Genomic DNA, 19,098 nt, shown 5'->3' with positions numbered 1-19,098 from the left:
CAATATCACCTGCAATGATTGCCGCGCGGCCGACCGAAGGGAATCAGTGGCCGCTTAACATGGCCGGTTCGATGCGCCGCTGGCGGAATTGCCGGTATAAACCAAAGAGCGTCGCCAGCCCGATAACGCCGAGCATGCACCAGGGCAGCTCCGGCAGGTCCAGCCGGTGCCCGGCATCGTATAACCAGCCGCCGCCGCTGTAGCCGATGGCGCCTCCCAGGGCCAGGCCCAGACGGCTAAAACCCAGATAGCTTCCGCGGGCGCGGCTGTCCGCCAGCGAGGCCCCTAGGGTTTCCCGCGCCGGTTCGGCGATGATTGACCCGATATAAAACAGGCCGATTAGGCCGAACAGGGTCTGCAGGCTATCCACCAGCCCGATGGGGAACATGCTTAAGGACATGATAAACAGACCCGCCATCAAGCGCATCTCCAGGCTGAAGCGCTTCTCGCTCCAGCGGGCGACGGGATACAGGAACAGCAGGGACAGCATGGCTTCGATGGCATACATCCATTTCACCGCCGAGGGCTGGCCGGCCACCTCATTCACTTTGAGGGCCAGCACCACCAACCCCGCCACCGCCAGCATATAATAGCCGGTGAGGGTCAGGACGAAGGTGACAAAGCGGTGATCCCGCAGCACCCTGCGCATGCCTTCAAGGATCGGCGCGCGGGTAGTGGAAATACGGTAGGCCGGCAGCATCCAGGCGTTAAATATCGCCGCCAGTATAAACAGCAGGGCGCCCGCCCAGCATACCAGGTGGAAGTCATATTTCAGCAGCCAACTGCCGATAAGCGCCCCTATCACCGATCCGGCGCTGTCTTGCATCATCAATAGCGAGAAAAAGCGGCCCCGTTCATTAGGACGGATAAGCTTAACCACCATTGCGGTACGGGGCGGGTCGAACAGCGTCCCGCCGAGGCCGGAAAGGACGCATGACAGCCATAACAGCCAGGGTTCGTCGGCAATGGCCATCAGGGCGAATGCCACGGCGCGCAGCAGCATGCCGGCGATGATCATCGGTTTGGCCCCCAGGCGATCGGCAATGGCGCCGCCAAAGATGCCCAGCCCCTGTTGGACAAATTGGCGTAATCCGAGGCCAATGCCCACCATCATCGCCGCCCAGCCCAACTGGTCGACAAATCGGATGGAAATGAGCGGAAACACCACAAAAAAACCCAGCACCACCAACATATTATCCACGAGGAGGAAATATTTACCCAAGCTCCTAGCTTGCGAAACCGATGACATACTTCACCAAAGGTTAAATCTTTGCAAAGGATCTTCATTCTGACCGTTATGACGCCATAACGAAACCCCTGCCGACAGGATATTTTTCATCGAAAATAATAGTAAAACGATAATTTATGAGGACGATCTCTTTTCTGTCCCCCTGGGATGAAAAAAAAGTTCCCGCCGGCTTTTATTATGGCGAAATGAAAAGGCTATAGTTATTACAGCGCGCGACGAGGCTCTTGCCGTAAGGGTGATGATGGCCCATGATCGGGGTGCCCCATGATGGTTGTTAAATAGCCCTGATAGCGGAGGAAAGATGTTTGGCTATCGCTCAGCGTCGCCGAAGGTGCGACTGGTTACCGCCAGAATGGTGGTACGTTTGGTCCACGAACGCGACGCGTATCGCCTGGCCGATTATTATGCCGGCAATCGGGCCTTCCTGAAGCCCTGGGAACCCATTCGTGATGAAAGCCACTGTTTCCCGTCGGGCTGGCAGGCGCGGCTGGGGCTGATAACCGAGATGCACCGGCAGGGAACCGCCTACTATTTCATTTTGCTCGATCCGGAAGAAAATGAAATTTATGGCGTGGCCAATTTCAGCAATGTGCTGCGCGGCTCTTTCCATGCCTGTTTTCTCGGTTACTCGCTGGGGGAAAAATGGCAAGGGCAGGGGCTGATGTACGAAGCCCTGCAATCCGCCATCCGCTATATGCAGCGGCAGCAGCAGATGCACCGCATTATGGCCAACTATATGCCGCACAATAAGCGCAGCGGCAATCTGCTGGCGCGGCTCGGGTTTGAACGGGAAGGATATGCCAAGGATTATTTGATGATCGACGGCAAATGGCGGGACCATGTGTTGACCGCGCTGACCTATACCGGCTGGACGCCGGGACGCTGACATTCTCTGGAGAATATATGACCCTACGCATCGGCATTGTCGGATTGGGCGGCATTGCGCAAAAAGTCTATTTGCCGCTGTTGTGCCAGGAGCAGGACTGGCGGCTAATGGGCGCGTTCTCTCCCAACCAGGCCAAGGCGCAGGCCCTTTGCGCGGGTTACCGCATTGATTGTTTCGGTAGCCTGGACGCCTTGGCGCAACGGTGCGATGCGGTATTCGTGCATACCAGCACCGCCACCCATTTCGACGTGGTGGCGTCTCTGCTCACCCGCGGTATTCACGTCTATGTGGATAAACCCCTGGCGGACAGCCTGGAACGGGCGGAACAGCTGGTGGCCCTGGCCGCGCGCCACAAATGCGCGCTCATGGTGGGGTTCAACCGCCGTTTCGCGCCGCTTTATCTGCAGTTGAAACAAACCTTGCGCCAGCCGGCCTCCATCCGGATGGATAAACACCGCGAGGACAGTATCGGTCCCCGGGATCTGCGATTCACGCTGCTTGACGATTACCTTCACGTGGTGGATACCGTGCTGTGGCTGGCGGGCGGAGCGGCGACACTGCTCAGCGGTACGGTGCGGGCCAACGAAGCCGGCCAGATGCTCTACGCGGAGCACCATTTCCAGCAGGGAGAGTGCAGCGTTACCACCAGCATGCACCGCCAGGCCGGCAGCCAGCGCGAAACGGTGGACGCGGTGACCTCGGGCGCGCTGTATCATATTGAAGAGATGCGGCTGTGGCGCAGCGAAAGCCGGGGGATTATCAGTGAATTACCGGTCCCCCCCTGGCAGACCATTTTAACCCAGCGCGGCTTTACCGGCGCGGTGCGGCATTTTATCGAGGCGGTGAGCAATCAGACCTCCCCTTCGGTGAGCGGCGAGCAGGCCATACTCGCCCAGTCCTGGATAGAACGGTTGCCGGTGTAGACCTGGTCTCCGGTCCGGTATCCACTCCTTGTCAACGCGGCGGGGCGGCGTGATGTCGTGCCGCAAACCGCCTATTTTTTATGCTGTTTGCGATAGCGGATGCAATTTTTTATCGGTGAATTGGCGCAAATGGGGTTTATGGTCCATATTCAGAGGACCCGCTCACTGCCTCAAGGTTTCACTGCGTAAACACACAGGCCGGGCGGGTCTGGCAATCCGGTTGCCTTCATATTTATTATCACATGTCATTTATGCCTCAAAAGGCATATCTCATCCCGGCACTGCCGTAAAGTGCTGCTTTCCCCAGGGCTAAGAAACCGGCCATGACATGGCGGAATATATCATCCGCCTGAACGGTATTTCGTTTTTTATTCATTTTATTCATCCCCCTGTGACATGATGCCGCAGGTTTAAGGCTCCTATGAAAAAGATGCTCGCTGATTTTCTGCATTTGCTTAAAACCACGACCCCCTGGAATGACAGCGCTCCCGTCAGGAAAGAATTATTCGGCGCCGAGCGCCTTGAGCAGCATGCCGAGAGCCTGGCAGCGGCCCAGAAGGTCACGGACCGGCCGCCGAAGGTGTTGTCGCTGCATGAGCGTCTGAATGACAATGCGACGGTATTGCTGGCCGCCTATCGCTCCAGCGCCATGGAGCTGGAGAAGGGCAATACCGTGGTTCCCGCCGCCGAGTGGCTGCTGGATAACTATCATTTGGTCGAAGCGCAAATACGTGAAATCCGCGAGGATTTGCCGCCCAGTTTTTATCGTCTGCTGCCAAAACTGTCTCAAGGGCCTTTTGCCGGCTATCCCCGGGTATTCGGTCTGGCCTGGGCGTTTATCGCCCATACCGACAGCCATTTCGATCCGGAAAACCTCAAACGCTTTATCAATGCCTACCAGCGGGTCCAGCCCCTGACCATCGGTGAACTTTGGGCGGTGGCCATTACCCTGCGCATTGTATTGATTGAGAATTTGCGGCGGCTGGCGGATCAAATAGACGAAGGGCGCGAGGCCCGCCAGCGGGCGGAAAATCTTGCCAACCGCCTGTTGACCAAAGGCGACGCGCTGGCGGCCATGGCTGCGGCGCATCTGGACAGTTACGCCTCGCCGCTGAACGAACATTTCGCCGCGCAGCTGGCTAAACGCTTGCGTAATCAGGATCCCCGCACCACGCCGGCATTGAGCTGGCTGGAAAAACGATTAGCCCAGCAGGACAGCTCCATTGAAGCCATCGTGCAGAATGCCCAGCAGCGTCTGGGGGCATCCAACGTCACGGTGCGCAACATCATTACCAGCATGCGCTTAATTTCGGATATTGATTGGGCGACGCTGTTTGAAAGCGTCAGCATGGTGGATGAACGGCTCGGTCAGCACAGCACCTTTGACGAGATGAATTTCACCACCCGAAATCTTTACCGCAGCGCCATCGAACTGTTGGCGCGCGGTTCGTCTTACAGCGAACTGGACATTGCCGGACGGGTATTATCCCTGGCCCATGACGCCGCCGCCGATCAAACCGACCCTGACGAAGCCGCCCGCGTGGGCGATCCGGGTTATCATCTCATTGCCGGCGGACGGCAGGCATTGGAGCTGGATCTCGGCTTCAAGGCGCCCTGGCGCCTGCGTATCAGCCGCTATGTTATCCAACCCGGCATTACCGGCTATGCCGGCGCAATCGTCCTGCTGGGATTGCTGGCGGCGGTGGAAACGGCGGCTCTGTTCCGTCACGCCGCCGGGATCGGCTGGCTTATCGGATTCGTCATCCTGGTGCTGCCCGTGGCCAGCGAGGCCGCCTGCGCCTTGGTCAACCGCCTGGTGAACTGGCGGCTCGGCGCCTCGCCCCTGGCGGGACTGGCCCTGAACGAGGGCGTGCCGACCCGGCTTCGCACCATGGTTGTGGTACCGGTACTGCTCGGCGATGAAAATGATATCAATGAACAGATTGAACGCCTGGAAGTGCATTTTCTGGCGAGCGGCGAAGGGGATTTAACCTTTGCGCTGCTCTCCGACAGTTTGGATGCCCCGCTGGAAAACCTGCCTGGGGACGAGGCGTTAATCGCCTGCGCCAGGGAGGGGATCGACCGGCTGAATCAGCGCCACGGTCCCGGCCCGGCGGGGGAACGTTTTCTGTTGCTGCACCGCCGCCGCGTGTTCAATGAACAGGAAGGCTGCTGGATGGGGTGGGAGCGTAAACGGGGAAAACTACATGAACTGAACCGTTTTTTGCGCGGCGCCGCCGACACCAGTTTTATTGACGGCAGCCGGGTGCCTGAAAACGTGCGCTATGTGATAACACTGGATGCCGATACCCGCCTGCCGCGTGATACCGCGCTGCAATTGGTGGGTAAAATGGCCCATCCCCTTAACCGGCCGAAATTTGACCGCCTGGGTAAACGCATCATCGCCGGCTACGGCATCCTGCAGCCCCGTGTAACCCCTTCCTTGCCGCTGGGTACCGACGGTTCCGTCTACCAACGGGTCTTCTCCGGCCCGGGCGGCCTGGATCCTTATGCCTCGGCGGTGTCGGATGTCTATCAGGATTTATTCGGCGAAGGCTCCTACACCGGTAAAGGCATCTATGATGTGGACGCTTTTGAAGCGGCCCTTAACAATCGCATCCCCGCCAACACGCTGCTCAGCCACGATCTGTTCGAAGGTATCTATGCCCGGGCAGGGCTGGCATCCGATGTGGAACTGGTGGAAGATTCTCCGGCACGTTACGATGTGGTGCTCAAAAGGCAGCATCGCTGGACCCGGGGAGACTGGCAATTATTGCCCTGGATCCTCAACGGACACGGTGGATTAAGCCCGGTTCCCGCCGTGGGCCGCTGGAAAATGATCGATAACCTGCGCCGTTCGCTGATGGCGCCCTGCTGCCTGCTGGCCCTGGGCTGGAGCTGGCTGCTGCCCGCGCCTCTGGCGCTGACTGCCACCGGGTTTATCCTGGCGGCTATCGCCATTCCTTCGCTAATCCCCATTTTCTGCGATCTTCTGCCGAGCCGCCGTCGGATCCCCCTGAGCAAGCATCTGATCAATGTCGCCAGCGATTTTCGCTATGCCCTGCTGCGGATCCTGATGCAAGTGGTTTTTATGGCCGATCATGGCTGGCAGATGTGCGACGCCATTGCCCGCTCGATTTACCGCATCGGTTTTAGCCATCGCAAACTGCTGGAGTGGACCACCTCGGCACAGACCGGCGGCAGCCCGCGTCCGACGTTATGGAATTATTGCCGGCACATGTCGTTCAGTCTCCTGTTGGCGCTGGTCATGGTGGCGGCGGTACTGGTTTTCGCACCCTGGAATTGGCCGCTGGCGGGGGTATTTGTCCTGCTGTGGCTCTTGGCGCCGGTGATGGCGTACTGGGCTAGCCGGGCGCCGGTCATCAAGCCGAAGTCTAAGCTTGATGCCGATGAAACCCAGGAAATGCGGTTGATTGCCCGCCGTACCTGGCGGTTTTTCGAAACCTTTGTGACGCCGGTGGATAATATGCTGCCGCCGGATAACTTCCAGGAAGATCCGCGGCCGGTTATCGCCCACCGTACCTCGCCCACCAATATCGGCCTGTATTTGCTGTCTTCGGTCACGGCGCGGGATTTTGGCTGGACCGGAACCGGCGCGACATTGGAACGGCTTGAAGCGACCTTTGAGTCCCTGCTCAAGCTGCAGCGCTACCGCGGGCACTTTTTCAATTGGTACGAAACCCGGACGCTTGAGGCATTGACGCCGGCCTATGTCTCGTCGGTAGACAGCGGCAATCTGGCCGGCCACCTCATCGCATTGGCCAATGCCTGCGAAGAGTGGCTGAATCACCCCATCGCTCCCACCTGGCGCGCCGGCACCCGCGATCATTTGCTGCTGATCCGCCAGGCGCTGAAAATAACGCCGGAACTGGACAATCTGCCGCTGACGGTGGCCCTGGATGAAATCGATCGCCAACTGGCGGAAGGCCAGCCGGAGGAAATCCTGCTGCAAAAGCTCCAGGTACTGGCGGAAGAGGCGCATGGGCTGGTCATTGATATGCTGGCCCTGATGGAGGAGACCCCCGAATCCACCTTGCTGTTCTGGCTGGAGGCTTTGAAAACCGGTCTAAACGCCCATTACGAGGATCTGCAAACTGCCCTGGCGCCGGCGGCGACCCTGAACGTTCGTCTGCAATCGCTGGCGGACACCGCCCGCGCGCTGGCTCTGGACATGGATTTCCGTTTCCTGGTGGATGACGAACGCAAACTGCTGTCCATCGGCTACTCCTTCACCGATAACCAGCTCGACAGCAGCTGTTATGACCTGTTGGCGTCCGAAGCCCGCCTGGCCAGCCTGTTTGCCATCGCCAAGGGGGATATACCCACCAAGCACTGGTTCCGGCTGAGCCGCGCCGCTATCCGCTCCGGCAAAGGCGCCGCGCTGATTTCCTGGTCGGGTTCCATGTTTGAATACCTGATGCCGTCGCTGGTGATGCGCGCGGCGGCCGGCACCCTGCTGGAGCAAACCAACCGGGTGGTGGTGGCGCATCAGCAGGCCTACGGCCACTCCCTGCATATCCCCTGGGGGATTTCTGAGTCGGCTTACAATGCCCGCGATCTGGACTTTACCTATCAATACTCCAATTTCGGCGTGCCGGGTCTTGGACTGCAGCGCGGATTGGCGCAAAACAGCGTAATCGCCCCCTACGCCACCGGTCTGGCCTCCATGGTGGACAGCCTGGGCGCGGTGGAAAACTACCGCCGGTTGGCGCAATTGGGCGCGAAGGGTACATTCGGTTTTTACGAGGCCCTGGATTTTACCGCCGCCAGACTGCCTGAAAAACAAAAAGTGGCGGTGGTGCGCAGCTATATGGCGCATCACCAGGGCATGACGCTGGTGGCGCTGAATAATACCCTGCAGCAGGGCATCATGCGTGAACGTTTCCATCGGGAACCGATGATCCAGTCGTGCGAACTGCTGTTGCAGGAAAGAATGCCGCGCGAAGTGGCCATGGCCAAACCCCATGCCGAGGAAGTGAAACGGGCGGTGGATAAATCAGGCCTCAACCTGATGAGTCAGCGTCGGTTCTCCGCCATACCCCCCGGCGCGCCGGTGGTCCATATGGTCTCCAACGGACATTATGCGGTGATGCTTACCGTCGCCGGCGGCGGCTACAGTCGCTGGGGCGATATCGCCATCACCCGCTGGCGGGAAGACGTCACCCGTGACGACGCCCGCTCGTTTATCCGTTTTCGCGATCTGCGCAGCGGAAAAATCTGGGCGGCGGGTTTGCAAACCCAGGGCATGACCGCCATGAGCGAACGACGGATTCGCGCCTTGCAAGGCAAGTCCTTCAACCAGGTGATTTTCAGCGAAGACGACGCGACCTTCATTCACCATGACCGTACCCTTACCACCACCTTGAATGTCCTGGTGTCCGGCGAGGATGACGGTGAAGTCAGGCGCGTCATGCTCACCAACAGCGGCCGCCGCGTGCGGGAAGTGGAGCTGACCTCCTATGCGGAGCTTGTGCTGGCCTCCGCCAATACCGATGCCGCCCATCCGGCGTTCGCTAAAATGTTCGTACAGACCCGCTATTTGCCGGAGTTCACTGCGCTTATCGCCACCCGCCGCCCCCGCACGCCGCAGGAACCGCGGGTATGGGCGGCCCATTTGGCCATTGTCGAAGGGGAAAGCATCGCTGACCCGCAATATGAAACCGATCGGGCGCGTTTTATCGGCACCGGCATTTCACCTCTTCACAGCGAGGCGATCCAGGGCCGGCAGCCGCTGTCCAATACCGTCGGCACGGTGCTTGACCCCATCTTCTCCCTGCGCCGCCAGGTGCGTATTCCCGCCGGCAGTTCGGTGCGTGTCACCTTCTGGACGCTGGTGGCCGGCAGCGAAGCGGAATTACTGGCCCTGATTGATAAACATCATGACCGCAGCGCCTATAAGCGCGCGAAGACCCTGGCCTGGACCCAAGCACAGGTGCAACTGCGCCATCTGGGGATTAACACCGAAGAGGCGGCGGATTTCCAGCGCCTGGCCGCGCCGCTGCTGTATACCGACGCCCGTTTTCGTCCGCCTTCCGATACCATTATCCGTGGGGCGGGCAAACAATCCGATCTTTGGCCTTTGTCCATCTCCGGCGATTTGCCCATCGTATTACTGCGTATCGACGATATCCAGGACATCGCCCAGGTGAAACAGCTGCTGCGCGCCCAGGAATATTGGCACATGAAGCTGTTGAGCGTTGATGTGGTGATCATCAATGAGCACTCTTCCTCTTATATGCAGGATTTGCAGGTGGCCATCGATACCGCGGTGCGCAGCAGCCAGTCGCGCCCGCGTTACGCCGGTGAATCTTCCAGGGGCAGCGTCTATACGCTGCGCGCTGATTTGATAAGCCATGAGGCGCGGATGCTGTTGCAATCCGTGGCGCGGGTCTCGCTGTTGGCCAGACGGGGCCGCATCTCCACCCAATTGGCGGAGCTGGAACTGCCGCCGGTGACGATGCTGCCGCAGCGCAGGTTGAAACTGCCGGTGGCGGCGCAGATCCCATTGCCGGCGGATCTGGCGTTCTTCAACGGCACCGGCGGCTTTGCCCGCCACGGTCGCGAATATGTCACGGTCATGGATGCCCAGACGAGGCCGCCCGCGCCCTGGATCAACGTTATCGCCAATCCGGACTTCGGGTTTCTGGTATCGGCCCGGGGTAGCGGTTACAGCTGGTCGCAAAACAGCCGCGAAAATCAGCTCACTCCTTGGCTGAACGATGCGGTGGCGGACAATGGCGGCGAAGCCATTTATATCCGTGATGAAGCCACCGGCGAGTTATGGAGCCCCACACTGCACCCCATCGACGATGGCGGCCGTTATCTGGCCCGCCATGGTTTTGGTTATTCCCGTTTTGAACACCATACCCAGCACACCGCCGTCGAACTGCTGCAGTACGTTCCGCTGGAAGATTCCATTAAAATTTCCCGGCTTACCATACATAACCTTGGCGATCAGCCGCTGCGCTTATCCATCTCCGCCTATACGGAATGGGTGCTGGGCACCTCCCGCGGCGCGTCGGGACCCTTCATTATTACCGAGCGCGATGAAAGCCCCGGCGCGTTGCTGGTGCGCAATTCGTGGTCCACGGCCTTCCAGGGCCGCGTCGCGTTCGCCGATCTCGACGGGCGGCAGGATGGCTTTACCGCCGATCGTACCGAATTCCTCGGCCGCAACGGCAGCATGAATTCCCCGGCCGCCCTGGTGAACGGCAGCCGTCTCAGCGGCGCGTGCGGTGCCGGTTTCGACCCTTGCACGGTGTTGCAAACCCATATTGAGCTGGGGGCCAATCAAAGCCAGGAAGTCGTGTGGTTTATTGGTCAAAGCGACTCGGCGCAGGGCGCGCGGCAGCTGATTGAAACCTACCGCGCCGCCGATCTGAACGCGGTGCTGAATCAGGTCACCCAGCATTGGCAGCAGCGGTTGGGGGCGATACAGGTCACCACGCCGGATCCTGCCATGGACATCATGCTTAACGGCTGGCTGCTCTATCAGACCCAGGCTTGCCGAATCCAGGCCCGGTCCGGCTTTTATCAGGCCAGCGGCGCTTATGGCTTTCGCGATCAGCTGCAGGACGGCATGGCGCTGACCTTTGCCCAGCCCCAGCTGACCCGCGGCCATCTGCTAAGGGCGGCGGGACGCCAGTTTATCGATGGAGACGTACAGCATTGGTGGTTGCCGCATTCCGGCCAGGGCGTCCGCACCCGCATTTCCGACGACCGGGTCTGGCTGTCCTATGCCGTTGCCACCTATATCAACTGCAGCCGCGACGAAACGGTGCTGGATGAAGTGCTGTACTATCTGGACGGGCCGCATCTGGCGCCGGAAGAGCATGATGCTTTCTTCCAGCCGATGGCCGCCGCCGAAAGCGCCACCGTTTACCAGCACTGTGTGCAGGGCCTGGAGCAGACCCTGACGCTCTTTGGCGAGCATGGACTGCCGCTGATGGGAACCGGCGACTGGAATGACGGCATGAACCGGGTGGGAGAGGGCGGTAAAGGGGAAAGCGTCTGGCTCGGCTGGCTGCTGTTAAAAACCCTGGCGCTGTTTACCCCCTGGGTTGAGCAACGGGAACCGGAACGGGCAGCCCAATGGCGGATTCGTGCTGAAGCCCTGCGCGCCGCCATCGAGCGGGAAGCCTGGGACGGAGAATGGTACCGCCGCGCGACCTTCGATGACGGCACCTGGCTGGGCAGCAAGGATAACGACGAATGCCGCATTGATTCCATTGCGCAATCCTGGTCGGTATTATCCGGCGCGGCCGATCCCAAGCGGGCCGCCCAGGCCATGACATCGCTGGACAAGCTGTTAATCCGTCGCGAGGATATGCTGGCGCTGCTGTTTACGCCGCCCTTCGATAAAACCGAGCACGATCCGGGTTACATCAAGGGCTATCCGCCCGGACTGCGGGAAAACGGCGGTCAGTATACCCATGCCGCCATGTGGGCCATCCTGGCGTTCGTCGGGCTCAATCAAGGGGATAAAGCCCATGATTTGTTCTCGCTGCTCAATCCCATCAATCACGCCCGCACGCCGGACGACGTGGCGCGCTATAAGGTGGAGCCCTATGTAATCGCCGCCGATGTCTACTCAGTGGCGCCCCATGTCGGCCGCGGCGGCTGGACCTGGTATACCGGTTCGGCGGGCTGGATGTACCGCGCCGGGGTGGAAGGCATCCTGGGCATCCGCCGGGAAGGGGATAGGCTGGTGGTCGATCCTTGCATCCCGTCCAGCTGGCCGGGCTTCGATGCCGAAGTGAACGTCATGAATACCCGCTTCAGTATTGAGGTCACCAACAGCGGGCTGCGCTCCCGCGGCATTACCGAGGCGCTGTTGGACAATCATCCGCTGGACTTGACCGAAGGCCGGGTACACACCCTATTGGATGGCGGCAGCCATCTGCTGGTGCTGAAATTGTAGCCCTGGTCTTTACCGCAGGTTACAACTGATGGTAGCGATTTCTGAAACAGAGGGTAGACTAGGCGCACCATAAAAGATAAGGATGTCGGCGGGGGCCGGTTGCGTTTGCTTACCCCCGGCATCCGGGCGTAGTAGAAATCATTCTATGAACTTATTGAAGTCACTGGCCGCCGTCAGTTCCATGACCCTTTTTTCGCGGGTGCTGGGTTTTGCCCGCGATGCTATCGTTGCCCGTATTTTCGGCGCCGGTATGGCGACGGATGCGTTTTTTGTCGCTTTCAAGCTGCCGAACCTGCTACGCAGGATCTTTGCCGAAGGCGCCTTTTCCCAGGCTTTTGTCCCCATTTTAGCGGAATACAAAAGCCAGCGGGGAGATGAGGCCAGCCGCACGTTTGTCGCCTATATCGCAGGCCTCCTGACGCTGGCGCTGGCGCTGGTGACCGTGGCCGGCATGCTGGCCGCGCCCTGGGTTATCATGGTTACCGCCCCCGGCTTCGTGGATTCGCCGGACAAGTTTGTCCTAACCTCATCGCTGCTGCGTATTACCTTTCCCTATATCATGCTGATCTCCCTGGCATCCTTGGCGGGAGCGATCCTCAATACCTGGAATCGTTTCTCGGTGCCGGCGTTCGCCCCGACCTTGCTTAACGTCAGCATGATCCTTTTTGCCCTGTTCGCCGCTCCCCATTTCCACCCGCCGGTTCTGGCGCTGGCCTGGGCGGTGGTGGTGGGCGGCGTATTGCAGCTGGGTTATCAACTACCCCATCTGAAAAAAATCGGCATGCTGGTGATGCCGCGCCTACAGTTCAAGGATGCCGGCGTCTGGCGGGTACTGCGGCAAATGGGCCCTGCAATCCTGGGGGTTTCGGTGAGCCAGATATCGCTGATTATCAATACCATCTTCGCCTCGTTCCTGGTGTCCGGCTCGGTTTCCTGGATGTACTATGCCGATCGTTTGATGGAGTTTCCTTCCGGGGTGCTGGGTGTGGCTCTGGGGACGATTTTATTGCCTTCCCTGGCGAAAAGCTTTTCCAGCGGCAATCACGATGAATACTCCCGCCTGATGGATTGGGGGCTGCGGCTTTGTTTCGTTCTGGCGCTGCCCAGCGCCGTCGCCCTCGGCATCCTGGCGAAATCACTTACCGTCGCGCTGTTTCAGTACGGACGTTTTACCGCTTTTGACGCCTCAATGACCCAGCGGGCGTTGATGGCCTATTCGGTGGGGCTTATCGGGCTGATTATGGTCAAGGTACTGGCGCCGGGCTTTTACTCGCGGCAGGATATCAAGACGCCGGTAAAAGTGGCGATTTTCACCCTGATCATGACGCAGGTGATGAACCTGGCGTTTATCGGTCCGCTGAAGCACGCCGGATTGTCCCTCTCCATCGGGCTGGCCGCCTGTCTGAACGCCGGGCTGCTGTATTGGCAACTACGCAAAAGAATATGTTCCTGCCGCAGCCGGGCTGGGCCTCATTCCTAATTCGTCTGGTGATCGCGGTACTGGTGATGTCGGCGGTGTTGTTGGGCATGCTCTGGGTGATGCCCGATTGGGCCCAGGGCAATATGCTGGCCCGACTGCTGAGATTGGCGCTGGTGGTGGCGGTGGGGGCTGCATCCTATTTTGCGGCGCTGGCCGCCATGGGATTCCGGGTGCGGGATTTCGCCCGTTCCGTCAACTGACGGTCCCGAGCATTTCCGTCAACTGACGGTCCCGAGCATTTCCGTCAACTGACGGTCCCGAGCATTTCCGTCAACTGACGGTCCCGAGCATTTCCGTCAATTGACGGTCCCGAGCATTTCCGTCAATTGACGGTCCCGAGCATTTCCGTCAATTGACGGTCCCGTGCATTTCCGTCAACTGACGGTCTCGTGCATTTTCGTCAGCTGATTCCGCCGTTGCTGGCAAAATACTTACGGTATTGCGCCGGTGTGATATGCAATTGTCGAACAAAGGCACGCCGCAAAATGTCTGTGCTGGAAAAACCGCAGTGGGCGGCAATTTGCTTGAGGGGTGACCCGACGCTTTCCAAAAGGCGGCGGGCATGGGCGACCCTTGCCTGCTCCAGCCACTCTCCCGGCGTCAAACCCATTTGCTGCTGATAGAGCCGGTTGAAATGACGCGGGCTCAGTCCCATTCTCGCCGCCATGGTCTGCACATTATGACTTTCGCTGATATGGGCCTGTACGTAGCGTTGCACATCCTGCAGCGCCGAACGCCCGCTCAATGAGGCCTCCCCCTTGCGGCTGAATTGCGACTGGCCCCCCGGACGCTTGAAATACATTACCAGCTGCGCGGCCACCGCCAGGGCGGTTTCCCGGCCGACATCCTCTTCCACCATGCTTAATGCCAAATCCAGGCCGGACGTCACGCCCGCCGCGCTGCGCACCGGACCGTCAGACAGGGTGATGGCATCCGTATCCACCATCACCTCGGGATAGCTGTCGGCCAAATAGCCGGCTACCGCCCAGTGGGTGGCCACATGGCGCCCGTCAAGCAGGCCCGCCGCCGCCAGCATTAACGCACCGCTGCAAACCGACCCGAACCGGCGGCTGTTAAGCGCCCAACGGCGCAGGCCCTCCAGCAAGGCCGCGTCGTCGATAAAGGACCGAATCCCCGGCGCCCCCGCCACCAGGAAGGTATCCACCGGTTCGGTCAATTCGTCATCCAGCATCAGATCCGGCATAAGCCTTACGCCGGAAGAGGAATGAATCACCTCCCGCCGCCAGCCCATCACCCGAAGGCGATACACCTCCCGACCCCGCTGTTCATTCGCCTCGGCGAACACATCAAGGGGACCGGAAACATCCAGCAGCTGCACCCCCGGCAAAGCCAGGATAACCATATTCTTGATCATTCGTCGGTCCCCATGTCCCCAGCGGTAGGAATGTCCTAAAACGTATCTTTAATACGATTGAGGACATTAATTTTGCGCTTTATGCTGGACGTTATCAACCCACAGGAGGAATTTAATCATGACTTTCACCGTTAACGGCATCCGCATCCCCGATAGCCGGCTGGCCCGCGCCGCCACTGAAATGGTACGTGACACCGAGTCGCCGCTGTTGTTTCATCACTCCAGCCGGGTCTATTATTTTGCCGCGCTGGCCGGCCGCCAGCGTCAACTGGCGTTCGATCCTGAATTACTGTACGTCGGCTGCATGTTCCACGATATGGGGCTCACCCATGAACACTGCAGCTGCGATAAACGTTTTGAAGTAGACGGCGCCAATACGGCGCGGGAATTCCTGGACAGCCACGGCATCGGCAAGGCGGATATCGATAAGGTCTGGACGGCCATTGCCCTGCATACCACGCCCGGTATTCCGGAATTCATGGATCCGGTTATCGCGCTGGTCACCGCCGGCGTTGAGATGGACGTTTTGGGTATTAACTACGAGGGATATGGAGATGACATCCGGCGGAAGATTGTGGCCGAACACCCCCGCAGCCTGAATTTCAAGGAAGAGATCATCCAGGCGTTTTATGAGGGCATTAAAGACAAGCCGCAAACGACCTTCGGCAATGTCAAAGCCGACGTCATTGCCGACAAAGAGCCTGACTTCGTAAAAGGCAATTTCTGCACGGTGATTCGCGCCTCACGCTGGCAGGGCTAGGCTAGTCCCGCCATCACCGATCGTGCAACGAACGTGTCAAAGGGAGAGCGTGCCGATGGGGTCGAAGCAGGCGTGGTTTTACCGCCTGCCGGAGCGCCCCATGGCGCGGTAGGCCCGCGATCACCGAACGTGCAACGAACGTGTTAAAGGGAGAGCGTGCCGATGGGGTCGAAGCAGGCGTGGTTTTACCGCCTGCCGGAGCGCCCCATGGCGCGGTAGGCTCGCCATCACCGATCGTGCAACGAACGTGTTAAAGGGAGAGCGTGCCGATGGGGTCGAAGCAGGCGTGGTTTTACCGCCTGCCGGAGCGCCCCACGGCACGCTAGGCCCGCCATCACCGATCGTGCAACGAACATGTGTTAAAGGGAGAGCGTGCCGATGGGGTCGAAGCAGGCGTGGTTTTACCGCCTGCCGGAGCGGTAGGCCCGCGATCGTCGAACATGCAACGAACACGTGTTAAAGGACGACCGGGCCCACCTCCCTACATCCGTTCCACCGTCTGTATACCCAGCAAATCCAGACCCTGCTTCAAAGTGCGGGCGGTCAGCCGCGCCAGCTTCAAACGGCTTTGCAGAATATCCTGACTGTCCGCGGTGAGAATTGGACAACGCTCGTAAAACACCGAAAACAACCCCGCCAGATCGTATAAATACGCGCACATAACATGAGGCGTCCCGTCGCGCGCCACCGTGGTAACGGCTTCCTCAAACTGCAGCAAGCGGGTTGCCAACAGCGCCTCATGATCGTCGTTCAGCACTACCGGTAAGGTCAATTCACCTTCATCCAAACCACTGCGCTTAAACACCGAGGCCACGCGGGTATAGGCATACTGCATATAGGGCGCGGTATTGCCCTCAAAGGCCAGCATATAATCCCAATCAAATACATAATCGGTGGTACGGCTTTTGGACAAATCGGCATATTTCACCGCGCCGATCCCCACCACCTGCGCCAGAGTTTCCAATTCCTCCTCCGTCATATCCGGATTTTTGCCCGCTATCAGGCGGCGGGCGCGTTCCAGCGCTTCATCCAGCAAATCCGACAGCTTGATGGTGCCGCCGGCGCGGGTTTTGAAAGGTTTGCCGTCCTTGCCGAGCATCATGCCGAACATATGGTGTTCCAGCGGAACGGATTCCGGCACATAGCCCGCTTTGCGCACGATGGCCCAGGCCTGCATTAAATGCTGATGCTGCCGCGAATCGATATAATACAGGACGCGATCGGCTTTCAGCGTCTCGTAGCGGTATTTTGCGCAGGCGATATCGGTAGTGGTATAAAGGTAGGCGCCGTCTTTTTTCTGGATAATCACCCCCATCGGCTCGCCTTCCTTGGTCCTGAACTCCTCAAGGTAGACCACGGTGGCGCCTTCGCTTTCCACCGCCAGCCCCTTGGCCTTCAGATCGGCCACAATACCCGGCAGCATGTCGTTATACAGGCTTTCGCCCATCACATCCTTGCGGGTCAGGGTGACGTTCAGGCGATCATAAATCTTCTGGTTTTGCGCCATGGTGATATCCACCAGCTTACGCCACATCCGGCGGCAATAGTCGTCGCCGCCCTGGAGCTTCACCACATAGCCGCGGGCGCGCTCGGCGAACGCGGCATCCTCATCGTAAGTTTTCTTGGCGGCCCGGTAGAACTCCTCCAGGCTGGATAACTGCATATCCGGCTCACCGCTGGATTGAATCTTTTCCAGGTAGGCTATCAGCATGCCGAACTGCGTGCCCCAGTCACCCACATGGTTGGCGCGGATAACGTTATGGCCCAGAAATTCCAGGGTCCGCACCGAGGCATCGCCGATAATGGTGGACCGCAAATGGCCAACGTGCATCTCTTTCGCCACGTTTGGCGCGGAGTAGTCCACCACCAGGGTCTGCGGCGCCACCGGCGAAATATTCAGCCGCGGCGAAGCCAGGGCGGCTTCAACCTGGGCCGCCAGCCAGCGGCGGTTCAGGAAGATATTGATAAAACCCGGTCCGGCGATTTCGATTTTATCCGCAATGCCTTCAAGCTCCAGCAGCGCTACTGCTTTTTCAGCCAATTGTCGCGGCGGCATACCGAGTTTTTTGGCCACGGTCATCACACCGTTAGCCTGATAATCGCCAAACTGCACTTTTGCGGATTGACGCACCTGCGCTTCACTTGCCGCGGGAGCACCGGCGGACAATAACGCCTGACTGACTTTATCTGAAAGGAGAGCCTGAATATTCACCGTATTACCTTTGTTACCCGCGCCGTGGCTGCGAGGCACTGCCCCACATCCCGGCCGTTTGATATAACGATCCCATGCCGACCGATGGCTGAAGGCCCCGGCGCAAGCCGTTAAGTAAAAAGAAACACCGCTTATACCATAAATGGCGGCCCGCGTCAGTATGGCCGGCTACGCTTAGCGGAAAGTTGCAGCGTCGTAAGATCCGGTCAAACCAATGGATATGAGCAGGTGAAAGAAAGGACAAAAGGATTCGGCGAGCAGCGCCCTAACCCGGAAGGAGATAAATTGCTAGCGGCGGCGGCTTTTACGTGAGACGCCCAGCTGATTACGATTCCTGGTACGAAGATGTAATATAATAGAAAATATAGCAATTACAACAAGTACCATACACAATATAAGTAACAACATAATTATATTCTCATATCACTATTGATCTTGAAACTAACTTATTTCCAATGTCTATACAATCCCCCTCCAGAGCTTTAAGATTATACTGAGCATTCAAAGTCCATTTTGGCCGCAAACCCGCTTCTGACGGGCTTTACAGCACAATTTGTCAAATGAGGGCGATATTCCCATATAACAAACAAGCTTAACCATTAGCAATATGATCATATCAAAATTAATTATAATATTTGTAATAGTTAATTTTATATTAAATGTACTTTAGCCATAACATAAAATATGCCGGAAAGAAAAGTGAAAGAAATGAAATGGCAAAAAATAGACCAATTAACGGATTTATCCGAAGATATAATAGAGTTCGGTATGCAACTGGCAACGTTGTCTCACCGCCTTGGTTTGGATCTCAGCGTTTGTCATATCGATCATATCGCGCTGCGCTGCCATCAGGATACCACCGCCCGGCGATGGTTCGACGGTTGGGAGCAATGCGGCCGCTGTCTGAAAAAGAGCGCCGTTAACGGTAGGGACATTGCGCTGTTCCATTTGCCTGAACCCATTGAATTCGGCGGGTTACGCACCGACTGTGTGGAGCTGCCCTGGCCCGGTAAACGCCGTTATCCCCACGAAGGCTGGGAACATATTGAGATAGTCCTGCCGGGACCGGCGTCTTTACTGGCGCAACGCGCGCTATCCTTGCTGAGCGACGGGGCGCTGGCGTCTCCCGATATCAGGATCAGGCACAGTGCGCCGCAGGGAGAAAATGAATCTTTACCCAACCCGACGCTGGCGGTGACCGATGGCAATGTGACCATCAAGTTTCATCCCCATAGCCTGCGCTCCATTGTGGCCGGGGAGGGGGATTAATTT

8 protein-coding genes and 1 pseudogene are annotated in these 19,098 nt (G+C 58.5%); 6 read left to right on the top strand and 3 right to left on the bottom strand.

Annotated elements, in window-relative coordinates:
- Window positions 1-43: 43 nt before the first annotated feature.
- Complete coding sequence (gene mdtH / locus GTU79_RS16315) at window positions 44-1,249, bottom strand: multidrug efflux MFS transporter MdtH (protein ID WP_214513138.1); 1,206 nt, start codon at window positions 1,247-1,249, stop codon at window positions 44-46.
- A gap of 301 nt (window positions 1,250-1,550) precedes the next feature.
- On the opposite strand from mdtH, the gene rimJ reads away from it, so the two are divergent.
- The 4 genes and pseudogenes from rimJ to murJ all read left to right on the top strand — a co-directional run bounded on the left by rimJ (window position 1,551) and on the right by murJ (window position 13,679).
- The gene (gene rimJ / locus GTU79_RS16310; protein ID WP_132921261.1) at window positions 1,551-2,135 is read left to right on the top strand and encodes a ribosomal protein S5-alanine N-acetyltransferase; all 585 of its coding nucleotides are present in this window, start codon (window positions 1,551-1,553) and stop codon (window positions 2,133-2,135) included.
- A gap of 17 nt (window positions 2,136-2,152) precedes the next feature.
- Complete coding sequence (locus tag GTU79_RS16305) at window positions 2,153-3,058, top strand: Gfo/Idh/MocA family protein (protein WP_203521188.1); 906 nt, start codon at window positions 2,153-2,155, stop codon at window positions 3,056-3,058.
- A gap of 421 nt (window positions 3,059-3,479) precedes the next feature.
- Complete coding sequence (locus tag GTU79_RS16300) at window positions 3,480-11,999, top strand: GH36-type glycosyl hydrolase domain-containing protein (RefSeq protein WP_214513137.1); 8,520 nt, start codon at window positions 3,480-3,482, stop codon at window positions 11,997-11,999.
- A 145-nt stretch (window positions 12,000-12,144) separates the two neighbouring features.
- A pseudogene (gene murJ, locus GTU79_RS16295) lies at window positions 12,145-13,679 on the top strand (murein biosynthesis integral membrane protein MurJ).
- Window positions 13,680-13,879: 200 nt separating this feature from the next.
- On the opposite strand, the gene GTU79_RS16290 reads toward murJ, so the two are convergent.
- Window positions 13,880-14,854: a GlxA family transcriptional regulator gene (locus tag GTU79_RS16290; protein WP_203521191.1), complete on the bottom strand. Its 975-nt coding sequence runs from the start codon at window positions 14,852-14,854 to the stop codon at window positions 13,880-13,882.
- Window positions 14,855-14,972: 118 nt separating this feature from the next.
- On the opposite strand from GTU79_RS16290, the gene GTU79_RS16285 reads away from it, so the two are divergent.
- Window positions 14,973-15,614, top strand: a complete 642-nt coding sequence (locus GTU79_RS16285) for an HD domain-containing protein (RefSeq protein ID WP_203521192.1) — start codon at window positions 14,973-14,975, stop codon at window positions 15,612-15,614.
- Between the two features lie 481 nt (window positions 15,615-16,095).
- Here the strand turns inward: GTU79_RS16285 and argS are convergent, their stop codons facing one another.
- Window positions 16,096-17,826, bottom strand: a complete 1,731-nt coding sequence (gene argS / locus GTU79_RS16280) for an arginine--tRNA ligase (protein WP_203521193.1) — start codon at window positions 17,824-17,826, stop codon at window positions 16,096-16,098.
- A 708-nt stretch (window positions 17,827-18,534) separates the two neighbouring features.
- On the opposite strand from argS, the gene GTU79_RS16275 reads away from it, so the two are divergent.
- On the top strand, window positions 18,535-19,095 hold the full coding sequence (locus GTU79_RS16275) for a VOC family protein (protein ID WP_203523046.1): 561 nt from the start codon (window positions 18,535-18,537) through the stop codon (window positions 19,093-19,095).
- Window positions 19,096-19,098 lie beyond the last annotated feature (3 nt).

This window comes from Sodalis ligni (genome assembly GCF_016865525.2).
GTDB classification, from domain to species: Bacteria; Pseudomonadota; Gammaproteobacteria; order Enterobacterales; family Enterobacteriaceae; genus Acerihabitans; species Acerihabitans ligni.
This window is presented reverse-complemented; position numbering and strand designations above follow the sequence as displayed.